The sequence below is a fragment of the Paenibacillus sp. GYB004 genome (genome assembly GCF_036577605.1).
In the GTDB taxonomy this organism is placed as follows: domain Bacteria; phylum Bacillota; class Bacilli; order Paenibacillales; family NBRC-103111; genus Paenibacillus_AB; species Paenibacillus_AB oceani.
In genome coordinates, this window is sequence record NZ_JARBDB010000029.1 from 1 (window position 1) to 14,808 (window position 14,808).

Consider the following 14,808-nt stretch of genomic DNA (forward strand, 5'->3'; position numbering starts at 1 on the left):
CTCCGCGTGATTTGTAGTGTACTGAATATCTCTGCAACTCTAGAATACAAAAAAATCGCCCGAGGCGAACGGATTTCATTCCGTTTTGTGCCTTGAGCGAAGCGAAAGGAATGGGCATAACTATGAACAAAAAACGCGATAAGTCCAATGTAGGCGCCGCGGTAGTCGGACTGGGGAGGGGCCAGACGCACGTAAACGGGCTGCTGCGCGCCAAAGGCGCGGAGCTGCTCGCGGTATGCGACAAAAACAAGGAAGCGGCGGACCGGTTCGCCTCGCAGCATGGGATCGATGCGTATACCGATCTCAGTTCGCTGCTGGAGCGCGAGGATATCGACCTGATTCACGTCTGCACCCCGAGCGGGCTGCATACCGAGATGCTGCTGCAGATCGCCGAAGCTGGCAAGCATGCGATTACCGAGAAGCCCCTCGATATTACGCTTGATCGAATCGACATGGCGGTTGAAGCGTTCGCGAAGCGCAATTTGCAGTTTGGCTGCATATTCCAGATCCGGCTCATGCCCGCGATTCGCCATATGAAGCAGGCCGTCGACAGCGGACGTCTGGGCAAGCTGTTTATGGCGAACGCCCACATTCATTTTTACAGGACGCAGGAATACTATGAGCAAAACGGCGGCTGGAGAGGAACGTGGGCTTGGGACGGAGGAGGCTCGCTGATGAACCAGGCGATTCATACGATCGACCTGATGCAGTGGATGCTGGGGCCGGTCGAGTCGGTCATCGGACATACGCAGGTCAGCACGCACCGGATCGAGACGGAAGATACGGGAGTAGCGCTGCTGAAGTTTGCAAACGGCGCCTGCGGAACGATTGCCGGTACGACCTCGGCTTATCCGGGGTTCGGCACGTCGCTGGACATCTACGGCGAAGACGGCGGAATCGGGATGAGAAACAATCAGATTACGAACTGGAAAATCCGCGGCGACCAGATGGCGGCGGAAGAAGCGGCCGTAATCGGAAACGCCGAGCTGAACGTGACGAACGATACGACCGGCGAGCAAATTCAAGATATGATCGACGCCGTCCGCAACAACCGTCCGCCGCTCATTACCGGCAAGGAAGGCCGGGACGCGGTCGAGATCGTGCTCGCGATCTACGAATCTTCCCGCACGGGCAAGGAAGTCCGGCTGCGTTAAAAAGTTTGACGCTGTCAGGAGGCGCCGGACGTTTCCTGACGGACCTCCCTCTGCGAAGGTTCTAAACACAATAAGAGTCCCTGTCACCCTTTATTTTCGGCATATTGGCACGATTGAAGCAAATAGGAGCGGTTTGCGCATCTTATTTCATCCGTTGGGTTTGGTCAGCACCCGTTTCACGGATAATAAGGGCTTCAAACCGCTCTTATTTCTCTGTCCGAGCCGGTTTCAGGCAAAATAAAGGGTGCAAACCGCTCTTATTCAAGCGAATTCTCGTCCAAGAGTGGGTGGCTCGGGCTCCGAAACCGGACCCCGACCCCGAAGCCGACCCCGAAGCCGACCCCGAAGCCGACCCCCGAAGCCGACCCCGAAGCCGACCCCCGAAGCCGACCCCGACCCCGGACCCCGACCCCGAAACCCGGAACTCGAATCAGAACCGGACCCTGGCCCCGAACCCTGTCGCGGTCCCTGGCCTACAGCATCTCGATCTCAACCTGCCCGATGCTGCGGTCCTTCAGCACGATCCGCCCTTCAATCGGCGTGCCGGCCCGGTCGACCAGCTTCAGCTTGCTCGTGCGGCCTTTCTCGATCAAGTTTTTGATCATCGCAGGCGTGAGCGTTTTGCCGAGGCTTTGTTTCCAGATGACGAACTTGCAGCCGGTTTTATAGTTGCTGCAGCCATAGCCTTTGTTGCCCATAAAGATACGGCCCCCGCAGCCTTCGCGCGGACAGTCCGCGATATATTCACGCTCGCCGGTCTGGGCTGCCGCGCCGCCGGATGCGCCCTGCGCGCTTGCGCTTGCGCCAGCGCCGCTGCGCGTGGCAACACGCGTCTTCGCTCCCGCAGCAGCCGCAGCGCCGTCTTCGCCGCTCGCCGCTTTCGCGCCCCGGGCGGACTTGCCCTTGCCTTTGCCGCCGCCCTTGCTTCCAGCAGGCGGCTCGGGCGCCTCGAAGGCAGCTTTGGCCGCGCGCGGCTGGACGCGTACCTTCTCGACGATCGAACGGGTGAACTTCTTCACATTCTCCATAAACATGGCGTCCGACGCCTGGCCGCGGGATATTTCGTGAAGCCGCCGCTCCCATTGCCCGGTCATCTCGGGCGAGGTGAGCAGCTCGATGCCCGCGCCGCGGATCAGCTCGACCGCGGACCGCCCTTTCTGCGTGATGGCGATCCGTTTGCCCTGCATTGTTACGTAGCCGACGTTTTTCAGCCGCTCGATGATCGCGGCCCGCGTCGCCGGCGTGCCGAGGCCGCCGTCCTTCATCGCATCGCGCAGCTCCTCATCCTCAAGCTGCTTGCCGGCACTTTCCATCGCCTTCAGCAGCGTCCCTTCCGTATACGCCTTCGGCGGCTGCGTTTCCTTTTCCTTGGCCGCCGAATCGCGGCAATGCACCGGATCGTCCGCGTTCAGGACGAATGGCGTCTCGACCAGTTCTTCTTCCGGCTCGTTCGAATCGCTGCCTTCCCCGTCTTTTCCTTCGGCGTTTTTCCCGCTTTTGCCGCCCGGTTTTTTGCCGGTATCCTTGGCGCTTGTTTTGTCGTCTTCGTAGATGACTTTCCAGCCGAGACTGAGCAGTTGCTTGATCGTCGTTTTGAACGTTTCCTTTTCGACCTCGGTTAAGATCGAATGCACCTTGTACTCCGCAGGCGGGTAAAAGTGCGACAGGAAGCGCCGGATAATAAGATCGTACAGCTTCTGCTCATCGGGGCTCAGCGAACCGGCCCGTTTGGCCGTCGGCAGGATGGCGTGGTGATCCTCGACCTTGGCCGGGTTGCAGACCGCCTTGTTGTTTTTGTGCACGAGCCGCTTCTCGGCCCCGCCGGCCAGCTTCTCGTACGGTGTGCCCCGCAGCGCGTCGAGCGCCCGGTGCATCTCGGGAATGTTCTGCTCATTCACATAGTTGGAATTGGTCCGCGGGTACGTGATGACTTTATGTTTCTCATACAGAGCTTGGGCGATGTCAAGCGTCTTTTTGGCGGGGAAGCTGAATTTGGCGTTGGCCTCCCGCTGCAGCAAGGTCAAGTCGTACAGCCGGAACGGATATTCTTTCGTATCCTTGACCTCGTAGCTGGCGACAGCGCCGGGCTTGCCCTTCACCTTGGCGGCGAGCGCTTCCGCTTTCTCCCGGTCGGTAAGCCGATCTCCCTGCCACAAGCCGCGATAGGACGTCTCCTGCTGGTCGAAAAACGCCTCGACCTCGTAAAACTTCGCTGACGTGAACGCCTCGATCTGCTTTTGACGGTCATACAGCAGCGCGAGCACGGGCGTCTGTACGCGTCCGACCGACAGCAGCTCGTTATGCTTCGTCGTGAAGGCGCGCGAGCCATTCATCCCGATCAGCCAATCGGCTTCGCTCCTGGCGCGGGCCGCCCGGGTCAGCGGCTCGTACTCGCTGCCGTCCTTCAGCTCCGCAAAGCCGCGGCGGATCGTCTCCGGGGTCAGGTCGGAGATCCACAGCCGCCGTACGGGCTGGCGCAGCTTCAGATGCTGCTGGATGTAAGCGAAGATCAGTTGGCCTTCGCGCCCGGCGTCGCATGCGTTGACGATATCCCCGCAGTCTTTGGCCAGCGTCTGGATGACCTTGAGCTGATCCCTGGTTCTCGGGTTCGGCAGCAGTTTGAACGAATCGGGTACGATCGGCAGATCGTTGAAGTTCCATTTCTTATATTTTTCATCGTAATGGTCAGGCTCCGCGAGTCCGATCAGATGGCCGATCGCCCAAGTAATGACGTAACGCTCCCCTTCGAGATGCGTGCGTTTGTTGGCCGCTTTCGGTTCGATGGCGGCGGCGATATTGCGGCCCATGTCCGGCTTTTCGGCGATAATTAATGTTTTCAATGATTGTCCTCCGGTACGGTAGTAGCTTGTCCCGTCATCTTCGATCAACCTCCATACTATCATAAACCGGGCGGATGCGTCAGGGGGAGATGAGCGCGCGCACGTGAAGACAAGCAGCCACAAAAAAATTCGCTGACAGGGATAAGAGGCCACTTCTGCCTGTTGGTTTCCGTGTACAATGAAGGGAGTCACTCGAAAGGCAGAGGAGGACGTCCTAGTGAAGCGGTACGATTACTTGATTGCAGGCGGCGGCATTATCGGACTGACGGTTGCGCGGGAATTGAAGCGGCGTTATCCCGAAGCCCGGATCGCCGTGATCGAGAAGGAGCCGGATGTGGCGAAGCATTCCAGCGGGCGGAACAGCGGCGTTTTGCACGCCGGATTTTATTATACGGCCGACAGCCTGAAAGCGAAATTTACCCGGGACGGCAATGAAGCGATGCAGGCGTATTGCCGGGAGCACGGTCTGAAGCTGAACCGGTGCGGGAAACTGGTTGTAGCGACGGACGAGTCGGAGCTGGCCGGACTGGAGGAGCTGAAACGGCGCGCCGAGCGTAACGGCGTCGAGCTGATCTGGGTCGATGAGGAGGAGACGGCGCGGATCGATCCGAACGTGAAGACTTTTAAGAAAGCTCTTTATTCGCCGAATACGGCGTCGGTCGACCCGGTGGAAGTATGCATGTGCATGAAAAAGGAAGTCGCTTCGCAAGGCGTCGACTTTTTCTTCGATACGGCTTACGCGGGCCATAAGGGCGACACGATCCTGACGAACCGCGGACCGTTCGGCTGCGGCTATTTCATTAATTCGGCCGGCCTGTACGCGGATAAAGTGGCACACGACTTCGGCTTCGGCAGGAAATATACGATTATACCGTTTAAGGGTATCTACTTGAAATACGCCAAAAACAAGTCGGATGTCCGCACGAACATTTACCCGGTGCCGAATCTGAACAATCCGTTTCTCGGCGTCCATTATACGAAGACGGTGGACGGAAGCATCAAGATCGGGCCTACGGCGATCCCCGCCTTCTGGCGGGAAAACTACAAAGGGCTTCACCGGTTCAAGCTGTCCGAGTTTTTTCAAATTTTATTTTATGAAGCTAAGCTGTTCTGGACCAACTCGTTTCATTTCCGGAGGCTGGCGGTGGAGGAAATGAAAAAATATAACAAAGCGAACTTTATCGGACTCTCGCTTCAAATGATCAAGCAGCTCGACCCTAAAGGGTTCGGCGATTTTCTGCGGCCGGGCATCCGCGCCCAACTGCTCGACAAACAAACGCTGGAGCTGGTTCAGGATTTCGTGCTGGAAGGCGACAGCCGGTCGATGCATATTTTGAATGCCGTATCGCCGGCCTTCACCTGTTCGCTGCCTTTTGCCGCCTACGTGGCAGATCAGATTGAAGAGAAACAAGCCGCCGCATCCGCTGCGCCGTCTTCACAAGAAACGCCTGTGCTGCGCTAACGGTTTCCGTGTAAGTGGAGGAAATTGGGCCGCCGGTCTCCGGAGCCCGGGTTAAATGCGGCGGCGTTATACGCCGCCTGCCGGGAGGCGGCAGCCGGACAGCCGGAGGAATGCGGGAGCGGCCGGATGGGCCGCACGGAATGAGTATGCGTATTTCGGAGGGCAGCGACACCGGCGTTACCGGAGCTTGTATATGTAATATTCCGATCCGGCTTCCAGCTTCGGATACCGTTCTTCGAGCGTCCGTCTGAGCAAGCCGTCCGGGTCCCCGTCGATGTAACCTTTTAACGGCACGAAATAAGCGGCTCCCTCCCGTACGAAGTAATCGAGCTCCGCGACCGGGTCGCCCGGGATCGAATTCGTCACCCGCCAGCCGGTTCTGCGGGAAGCGTTCAGCAGCGAAGGATCATCGGTACCGGTAACGATGAGATCGTCGGGTACAGTCAGGCGCTCTACGACCTCAGCTTGCCGAATAAGCTCTTCGTTCTGGATGCCGATGACCGGCACGACCTGCCGGTAACTTTCCGCGCTTATTACGGCTAATACTGCCACCGCACACAAGCCCGCTGCGAGCCGGGAACGGTTCGAAAAACCTCTCCCGTTGCTGCCCCGCCGCCTCAGGTTCGGCTCGCCGCCAAGCTTGGTCCATAACTCCAGTACCCCTGCAGAAAGCAAGGCGATCAGCGGTCCGGCAAAAATCATATAATAAGGGAAGCGGATGACCGCTACAATCGTTGCGAGCTCGGCGGCGATCGCCAGTGTCCAGACGAGCAGGGGGAAGTCCCTTCTTCGGACAAGGAGCAGGATCAGGCCGGCAGCAGCGACTACCAGACCGGTCCACGTAAACGCTTTCGGCATCTCGGTGGCAAAAAACTGCCGAGCTTCCGCCGACCACGCCGCTGTCGCAAATCGCGGAACGATATGTTTGGAGGCGATGCCCGAGACGAATGTCGATTCGGCTAACGTTCCGAGCCATGCGTAATAGACGTATGGCGGCAGCAGCGAGAGCAGGGCAAAGCCCCATAGCTCCAGCCGCTTGAACACGCCGCCTCTGTACTTGGCGATCACCATAACCAGCATCGGGACACCGACGAACACGGTCGGAATTTTCTCGCATATCGCAAGCGATGTGAACAGGGCGGCGGCCAGCAGCAGGCTCCGCTTTTCTTTGGCGATCCATTCCGAGAACCAGTAAAACGCCCCGGTATAAAAAAACAACGCCGCCGATTCGGGCATAATCGCCCGCGAATACAACAGATTCAGGGGCAGCAGACCGTACATCAGCAAAGCGAACAGAGCTGCTGCAGCCGAATAACGCCTCGCCGCGATCCGGTATACGAACCAGGCCGAACCGATGAAAAACGCGACCGGCACGAACCGGGCCGCTATATAACTGTAGCCGAACAGCTTGTACAGAATGGCGATCAGAAACGTCGTAATCTGCAGCTCCAGTTGCGCGTAGTTGGGCATCGGCCCCTGGTAATTCAGCTGGGGATACAACACGTTAAATCGATGCTCGACGAAATTGCGGGCCATCGCCTCCGTATCGGATTGGCGCCAGGAATCGTAGCCGAACGGGGAGTCGCCGATGTGCGGCAGCCGGATCGCGAGCAGGAACAGCAGGGCCAGCACCGGCAAAGTCCGATGTGTGAAGAGTCGCTTCCATAACGAACGAACGTTCATTTGTTTCACGGTAGGACGAAGTGGATATTCCGCCGCTTTCAGCGCTTCCGAAGGAGCGGGGGACCGCCGGTCCGGATCAGACCTGGCGTCTGGGTAACGGATGGATGCGGCCTGTCCGGTATGTTCGGTATGACCGGTATGACCGGCCTGTCTGGTGTATCCGGTCTGCCTGGTGTGTCTGGCCTGCTTGGTGTATCCGGCCTGACCGTCGTTTCCGGTTCCATTGGAAGGCAGTTTATGTTCGTTGTTCTCCACTTTGCTCCGGCACCCCCGTGAACTCCGGTCCGGTTTCGGCTGATGGCAGACTGACGGCGCGCACAAGCCGGAAATAACCGGCGACGGTTTGCTTCACGTTCATTTTGCTGCGGCCTTCCTTCAAGAAATATTCCAGCGTAAGCGGCACTTCCCCGGCTTTCACCCCGACGCGGCCGAGCTTGGCGATAATTTCGGCGGTGCAGGCAAATCCGCTTAACGTAATCAGACGACCGTGATACTCCCGGATCGCCTTTCGAATGATCCCGGCTGTGTAAGCGCGGAAACCGCTCGAATAATCGTTAACTCCGTCGATCGGGAAGAGCAGCCTGAAAAAGAGCCGGGCTCCCCGGCTGTACAGCTTGCGAAGCAGCGGCAATCCGAGCTCCTGTCCTCCCGGAGCGAATCTGGAGGCGATGACGAGATCAAGCTGCTCGTTTTTCAGCTTTCGGACCATCGCCATGATGAGATTCGGGTCGTGCGTATTATCCGCATCCAGCGTCACGAGAATGTCGCGGTCTTCATAGTGTCGCACCATATGCCCGAACATCGTGTTCATCGCTTCGCCCAGACCGCGGTTGGCTTCGTGAACGAGCAGGCAAGCTCCCGGAAACTTGCCGGTGAAGTCGGACAGAAGCGTCCTCGTCTGGTCTGTGCTCCCGTCATCGACGAAGACGAGATGCAGCGAATCGCCGAGCTTTATATACAGCCGTTCCAATTTGACAAACAGCTTGGGCAGTGCTGAAGCTTCATTATAAACCGGCATGCCGACAACGATTTTACAGCTCATGTGCAGGGCTCCCGAGGTCGTTGATATGCCACAAACAAGCCGTTTCCTTAAGGCTGTAAACGTTTCATGGCATTCATAACCAGAGTTCCCCAATCCGGAAGGAACTAAACTTATCACCATCTTGCGTGGAAGTTCAACTCAACATAAGGGGCGCGCCAAACTACAGATCGAGCGTCAACTGCTCATGCGTGTTGCGATCTGCGCCTGGACGACGTACGTTTCCGTCGGCATCGATATTCAGCAGTTGCAGCCGGGTCAAGCGGACCGACAGCGCCGAGATCGATACGCGAAAACATTCGGCCAGCCCGTATAAGTGGGAGAGGTGGATTTTCCCCATTTTCCTCAATTGACCGACGGTACGTTCCATCATCGGGCGCGGCATGAGCAAACATTCGGCGAACAGGTCGGCCTGGACTTCCTCGGGCGGTTTTCTGGAGGTGCTCCGGCAATAGTAGGGGCGGACCGTCTCAAGCCTTGCTGTCGCCGTTTCGTGTAACGCACCGTCTGCGTTCAAGCTGCCGGACCGGCCGGTCGGTCCGGTGTCGCGGAGGCGGAGCCGGTAGGGTGTGCCTGAGGAGTGAAGCACCCAATGACCCAGCTCGTGGGCCAAGGTAAAGTGATAGGTGCCGATCTTGCTGTCGAACAGCCCGCGGTGCGTTTCGTTCAGCACGATTCGTCTCTCCGTCGGCAGGATGGCGGCCATTACGATTCCGTCCGGGTCGAAATGATCGATCGGTTCCCAGCAAATGTGCAGGTCGAAATGAAATTCGACGATTTCTTCAATCGGCACGTTTTGGACCCGCTTCTGGTGCGGATCGAAGCCGTAGTCGGTCAGGATGCGCTCGGTCAGCAGCTCCATCCGTTCCTGCGTAATATATTTCGCCGTCGTCACGAAGGCTCGTCCTCCTCCGGCTCGCTTATAATATCCTGAATTTTTTTCCATTGAGCGGGAGAGAGGTCGGAAGCTTTTCTAAGGAAGACGGGCACCTCTTTGTTTTCTACGATGAGTTTTTGAAAGCTGGTAGGCACTTTTTTGGCGGTCAAAATAAGCTCTTCCGGCTCTGCGCCGAGCACTTCGGCGATGCGGATAATTTTATCCTCGGCCGGAGGGTCCATCGTGCCGCTTTCGATTTTGCTTATATACGTAAAGTCGATCCCTACCCAATCGGCGAGCTGCCGCTGGGTTACTTTTTTGTTCTTGCGCAATTGACGGAGTAAAATGCCGAATTCGCTCATAGTCGCTGCCACCTTTCGTTGCTTTTAATTGTACGGCCGTTGAGGAATATGTCAACAAAAAACAATCCGCCTCCTGCCCGGAGACGGATTTTGAAGCGAGCGGGGGGATCGGGCCATTCGGGAGGGAAGGCCCGGTTTGTAATGGCGCTTTTGCACTGCTATAGTGGGGGGGAGAAAACGCCGCAAGGAGGAGCCGCATTGTTTCAAGCAGACGGACAAGTCCGGATTACGATTGTGGAGACCAGCGATTTGCACGGAAGCTTGCTGCCCGTAAGGTATGCCGATAACAGCCCTGCGGAGTCGGGGCTTGCGAAGATCGCTACTCTGCTCCGGCAGCAGCGGGAAATCGCGAAGCGGGAGGGCGGATTCGTTCTCGCAGTCGATAACGGGGATCTGATTCAGGGAACGCCGCTCGCCTATTACCATGCGCGAATCGATAATCGTCCCGCCGATCCGATGGTGCTGGCGCTGAGCGAGTTGAAGTTCGACGCTGCGGTGATCGGCAACCACGAGTTCAACTACGGTCTGGACGTGCTGAACAAAGCGATAGGGGAGTCCGCGTTTGCTTGGCTGTCGGCCAATATCGTCAGAGAAGGGACGGAGGAGCCGGCTTTCGGCAGGCCTTATGTGATCCGGGAGTTCGGCGGGGCGACTGTCGCGGTTCTCGGGCTGACGACGCCGTATATTCCGAACTGGGAAAATCCGAGCCATATTCAGGGACTCGATTTTATCGACGCGGTCGAAACGGCGAAACGGTGGGTCCCCTACTTGCGCGAGGAACGGAAGGCGGATGTCGTCGTTATCTCGTATCACGGCGGATTCGAATCGGATCCGGTTACGGGAGTAGCGTCGGAGAGGCTGACGGGGGAAAATCAAGGCTACCGGCTGTGCATGGAGGTGCCGGGCATCGATGTACTGCTAACCGGACATCAGCACCGGGAATTGGCTGGCCTATTGATTAACGGGGTGACGATCGTGCAGCCGGGCTATCTGGGCCAGCAAGCCGGAATCGTCAAGCTGACACTGAAAAAGTCCGGCGGCCGTTGGCGGGTAGCGGACAAAAGCTCGGAGCTGCTGAGCGTAAGCGGGATTGTGCCAGACCCGGATATCGTGGCTTTGGCCGGACCTTACGAAGCGGCTGCCCAAGTCTGGCTCGATACGCCGATCGGCACGATCGAGGGGGATATGACGGTTCGCGACCCGCTGTTGATCCGGACGAAGGACAATGCGCTGATCGAGTTTATTAATAAGGTGCAGATGGAGACGTCCGGAGCGGCTATATCGAATACCGCGCTGTTCACCGACGATTCGCCGGGGTTCCCGGCTCATGTGACGATGCGTCATATCGTATCGAACTACATTTACCCGAATACGCTGAAGGTGATCCGCATTACCGGACGGGATATGGCGGCGGCCTTGGAGCGGAATGCAGCCTATTTTACGGTTGGAGACGACGGGGCGATCCGGATCAATCCGAAGTTTGCCGTGCCCAAGCCGCAGCATTACAACTATGACATGTGGGAAGGGATCGAATATACGCTGGACGTATCGCGTCCGGAAGGAAGCCGCATCGTCAGGCTGACCCATCGCGGACAGCCGGTCGACCCGGAGGGCGAGTACGACGTGGTGATGAACAATTACCGCGCCGGGGGCGGCGGCGACTATACGATGTATGCCGGCAAGCCGGTCGTCAAAGATATTCCGATAGACATGTCCGAGCTGATCGCGAGCTACATCCTCGAGCGCAAGACGGTGAAAGCCACGGTGGACGGAAACTGGGAAGTGGTGGCGGGCTTCCGGGGGTGACATTCGCTTCACCTTCCCTCATCCCAGCCTGGTCGCGTGCAGGCGATGGTGATGCCGCCGCCCGGCTGCCTGATGGTAGTCGCTATGCCGCAGGGCAGACGCTGGGGCGGAAATGCGACTGGGCGGAAGTGCAGGCGTGCGGGAGCTCGGAAGTGTTGAAGTGCGGCAGTGCGGCAGTGCTATGCGGCAGTGGGAGCACGCGAAGTAGCGAACGTACCGAAGAGTTACCTATTCTGCGCCGTATGATGCCCCCAACTCGTACTGCTTGGCGTCACTCGAAGGTGGGTCAACCAATAAGAGCCTTTGCTACCTCTTAATTTGGCAAAATCTCGGGGAGAAGTAGAAATAAGAGCGGTTTGGAACCCCTAAATCCGGCTTGATGGCGACTTAGGCCATGTTACGTGGAAATAGGGGGTGCAAACCGCTCTTAATTTGATTTTTTCGCCGATACCTGCTGCAATAAGAGCTTCAATCATCACTTATTCATACCGCTACCACTTATTCGCGCGTCAAACCCATATTCGGATGTCCATCCATAGTCGCACGACAAACTACATTTGGATGTCCACCCTTAATCGCGCGTCAACCCCATATTCGCACGTCATACTCTTATTCGTACGCCTATCCCTTATCCGCACCGCCAGCCCACATTCAAGCCGCCATCTCTTATTTACTTCTATCACGCTTGCCGCGAACCTGTGGCTGAGGTGGGCTCGCAAAGCGTAAGTACCGGGGAAGCGCCCGTCCGGAGATGGGGAGCTGCCGTTTGCGCTTGCACGGTACGAAGGGAGTCGCGTCTGCGCGGGAAAGATTGCTACAAGCGGAAAATGACCGTTTTCCGCTTTAAGTCTTCCGATTCGCTGCGAAGAACGTCGGAGGAAGCGGCAATTTCCTCCATCACCGCAGTTTGTTCCTGGGTCGCCTCGGCTACCCGGGTGGCGCCAGCGGATATGGTCTCCGCAATGTCCGCAATCCCCTTTGCCTCCTCGAACGTTCGCTGGATCTGCTCCGCTTGACCGCTCATATAGCTGACGATGCTTTGCAAAGCTTGCGCCGTTTCTTGAGCGGAGGACGTTATTTCCGCCAAAGCCCGGCCGGCCGACTCGCCCTTGGACGTCTCCGTACGGATCAGCCGCACCTGGTTGTCCGTTTCGCGGACGACGACGTCGGTTTGAGCTTGCATTTGCCGAACCAGCGTATGGATCTGCTCCCCGGCCTCCGAGCTGGTAGCGGCCAGCTTGCGGATCTGCTCCGCGACGACGGAGAAGCCGAGTCCGTGTTCCCCGGCATGAGCCGCTTCAATGGAAGCATTTAGCGCAAGCAGCTGCGTCTGTCCGGCGATTTCGCCGACGAGGGTGGAAATTTGCCCGATCTCCTTGGCATGCTGATCCAGCTTGCGGACGATGCTGAGCGTTCTTTCGCTAGTCTCGGATACGTCCTCCAAGCCTGCGACGAGCGAACGGAAAGTATCCCCGCTGTCGGTAATCGTACGGACCATCGTGTCCGACAGCTCGATCGCATGCTCCGCCTGACGGTTCACCTCTCCGGCCGTTTCGGTTACCCGCTCCACCGAATGAAACATCGACTGCGCGGAACCGGCCTGACTGGAAGCTCCCTCCGCTACTTTATCGATCGTAAGGGCGATCGTCTCAATCTGTTGAGTCGCCTGACCGATCGCAGAGCTGAGCGAGTTCGCGCTCCGGTCTGCGATCGCGACGTTATCCGTCAAATCGGAAATGATCTGCCTCAAGTTCCCGAGCATCGTGCCGAAGGAGCGATGCAGGCGCATAATCTCGTCGTTGGACCTATATTCCGGGATCGATACGTTCAAATTCCCCGTCGCCGCTTCATCCACGACAGCTGATAGACGAAGAAGAGGTTTTATTAACACTTGCGCGGCCAGCCAACCGAGGAAGCTCGTCCATAAAATGCCCAAAACCAGAATGCCGCTGACGTAAAGCCAGTCGGCCATATTCGGCGCGATCAGAGGCTTTAGCACAAAGATGAAAAAGGCGCTTGTGCCGTATGTAATAATGGAAACTGCGGATATGCCGAGCACTAATTTCCGGACAAGACCGAACCTCATGACAGTTCCTCCCTCAAAATTGCGCGGATTTGCCGCATTATAGTTTTATTATACTAGAGCTGGGCGGAATGGAGTGTGATTAAAGTCACGAATTTCCGCCATTCGGGTGAAAATAGGATGAATTTCGACAGTATTCCACAATAGTTGATCGGCGTTATGCGGCTAATTGTGGTAGAATTCCCTTTGTGATAAACGTACGTGGGAAGACGAAATGAAACGGACCTAACCCTTGGCGGGACAAATGAAGGTACAGGGATGAAATAACCGACAAGGAAGTCCGTTAGGGGGGCAGGCTGATGGAGAGACGGAACATGGAGGTGCGGCGTTTGCAAAGCGGGAGTACGGGGCCGATTATGATTCCTTTGGGCGATGCTTGTGCGCTTGTACGGTTTGGGGAGCAGATTGAGACCGAGACTATTCTAAATGTGCGCGGTCTGGCGGGCCGGCTGGAAACGGAGCCGTTTCCGGGCTTCCTTGAAGCGGTACCGGCTTATGCGGCTCTGGCGATTTATTACGATCCATGGATCGTATACCGGAATTGGAGCGAGCAGGGGGAACAAGGGAACATTAATTCGCCGTTTGAAGCGGTATGCGATGCCGTGCAAAGTTTGTTGGAAAGAGGCGGAATTGCCGATACGGCCGAGACGGAAACGGTGGTTATCCCGGTATGCTACGGCGGCGATTACGGGCCTGATCTGGAGGCGCTCGCGTCTTGCCGCCGGTTGGGTGCGGAGGAGGCCGCGGCGATTCATGCGGGCGCCGACTATGTCGTCGCTATGATTGGGTTTACGCCGGGATTTCCATATTTGGCGGGACTTCCCGAAGAGCTGGCGACGCCACGCAGGGATACACCCCGTCCGCTAGTCGAGGCAGGTAGCGTCGGGATTGCGGGGACGCAGACCGGCCTGTATCCGCAGGCCACGCCGGGTGGCTGGAACCTGATCGGGCGGACGCCGCTGGCGCTGTTTCGCCCTCACGATCAGTTGCGGCCGTCTTTGCTGCGGCCGGGGGACCGGGTCCGGTTCGAAGCGATAACGCCGGAGCGGTTCGAGGAGCTGGCGGCGTCCGTGAATAGGCAAGGACAAGAGCAAGGACAAGAGCAAGGACAAGAGCAAGGACAAGAGCAACCCCCTGCCGGCGGTTCGGCGGTTGTTATAAAATCCGGATTGCTCGCCACCGTGCAAGATGGCGGCCGTCTCGGTCATCAGCGCATCGGCGTCTCCGTATCCGGCCCGATGGACGGCTTCGCGCACCGCACGGCGAACGCGCTCGTCGGCAACGCTCCGGATGCGGCCGCGCTCGAGCTGACGCTCGCCGGCTTCGCGCTCCGGCTGGACGCCGACTCGCTCGTCGCCGTCACCGGCGGCGGCGCGCTGCCGACCGTCGACGGCCGCCCGCTGCCCGCGTGGCGCCCCGTCTTCGTCCGCCGCGGCGCCGTGCTCGCCTTCGCGCGCGTTGCGGACGGCTGCCGCGCCTACCTCGCGGTCGCAGGCGGCTTC

The 14,808-nt window shown here is 58.0% G+C and carries 10 protein-coding genes; 4 read left to right on the plus strand and 6 right to left on the minus strand.

Annotated elements, in window-relative coordinates; translation table 11 throughout:
- Window positions 1-122: 122 nt before the first annotated feature.
- The gene (locus PV433_RS12000; protein WP_332072374.1) at window positions 123-1,154 is read left to right on the plus strand and encodes a Gfo/Idh/MocA family protein; all 1,032 of its coding nucleotides are present in this window, start codon (window positions 123-125) and stop codon (window positions 1,152-1,154) included.
- A 473-nt stretch (window positions 1,155-1,627) separates the two neighbouring features.
- Here the strand turns inward: PV433_RS12000 and PV433_RS12005 are convergent, their stop codons facing one another.
- A complete protein-coding gene (locus PV433_RS12005; RefSeq protein ID WP_332072375.1) occupies window positions 1,628-3,994 on the minus strand; it encodes a type IA DNA topoisomerase in 2,367 nt (788 codons plus the stop codon).
- Window positions 3,995-4,211: 217 nt separating this feature from the next.
- On the opposite strand from PV433_RS12005, the gene lhgO reads away from it, so the two are divergent.
- On the plus strand, window positions 4,212-5,456 hold the full coding sequence (gene lhgO, locus PV433_RS12010) for an L-2-hydroxyglutarate oxidase (RefSeq protein ID WP_332072376.1): 1,245 nt from the start codon (window positions 4,212-4,214) through the stop codon (window positions 5,454-5,456).
- A gap of 177 nt (window positions 5,457-5,633) precedes the next feature.
- On the opposite strand, the gene PV433_RS12015 is transcribed toward lhgO, so the two are convergent.
- The 4 genes from PV433_RS12015 to PV433_RS12030 form a co-directional block, all read right to left on the minus strand.
- Window positions 5,634-7,394 (minus strand): ArnT family glycosyltransferase, encoded by a 1,761-nt coding sequence (locus PV433_RS12015; RefSeq protein ID WP_332072377.1) that lies wholly within the window; start codon window positions 7,392-7,394, stop codon window positions 5,634-5,636.
- The gene (locus PV433_RS12020) at window positions 7,375-8,181 is read right to left on the minus strand and encodes a glycosyltransferase family 2 protein (protein WP_332072378.1); all 807 of its coding nucleotides are present in this window, start codon (window positions 8,179-8,181) and stop codon (window positions 7,375-7,377) included. Before PV433_RS12020 ends, PV433_RS12015 begins: the two co-directional genes overlap by 20 nt.
- A 160-nt stretch (window positions 8,182-8,341) precedes the next feature.
- The gene (locus PV433_RS12025; RefSeq protein ID WP_332072379.1) at window positions 8,342-9,073 is read right to left on the minus strand and encodes an ImmA/IrrE family metallo-endopeptidase; all 732 of its coding nucleotides are present in this window, start codon (window positions 9,071-9,073) and stop codon (window positions 8,342-8,344) included.
- Complete coding sequence (locus PV433_RS12030) at window positions 9,070-9,417, minus strand: helix-turn-helix domain-containing protein (protein WP_332072380.1); 348 nt, start codon at window positions 9,415-9,417, stop codon at window positions 9,070-9,072. The genes PV433_RS12025 and PV433_RS12030 overlap by 4 nt, the downstream gene beginning before the upstream one ends.
- A 141-nt stretch (window positions 9,418-9,558) precedes the next feature.
- On the opposite strand from PV433_RS12030, the gene PV433_RS12035 reads away from it, so the two are divergent.
- Window positions 9,559-11,223, plus strand: coding sequence for a bifunctional metallophosphatase/5'-nucleotidase (locus PV433_RS12035; RefSeq protein WP_442951510.1), 1,665 nt, complete (start codon window positions 9,559-9,561; stop codon window positions 11,221-11,223).
- Between the two features lie 814 nt (window positions 11,224-12,037).
- On the opposite strand, the gene PV433_RS12040 is transcribed toward PV433_RS12035, so the two are convergent.
- Window positions 12,038-13,309: a methyl-accepting chemotaxis protein gene (locus PV433_RS12040; protein ID WP_332072382.1), complete on the minus strand. Its 1,272-nt coding sequence runs from the start codon at window positions 13,307-13,309 to the stop codon at window positions 12,038-12,040.
- Window positions 13,310-13,605: 296 nt separating this feature from the next.
- On the opposite strand from PV433_RS12040, the gene pxpB reads away from it, so the two are divergent.
- A partial coding sequence (gene pxpB, locus PV433_RS12045; protein WP_332072383.1) for a 5-oxoprolinase subunit PxpB occupies window positions 13,606-14,808 on the plus strand: 1,203 nt, incomplete at its 3' end.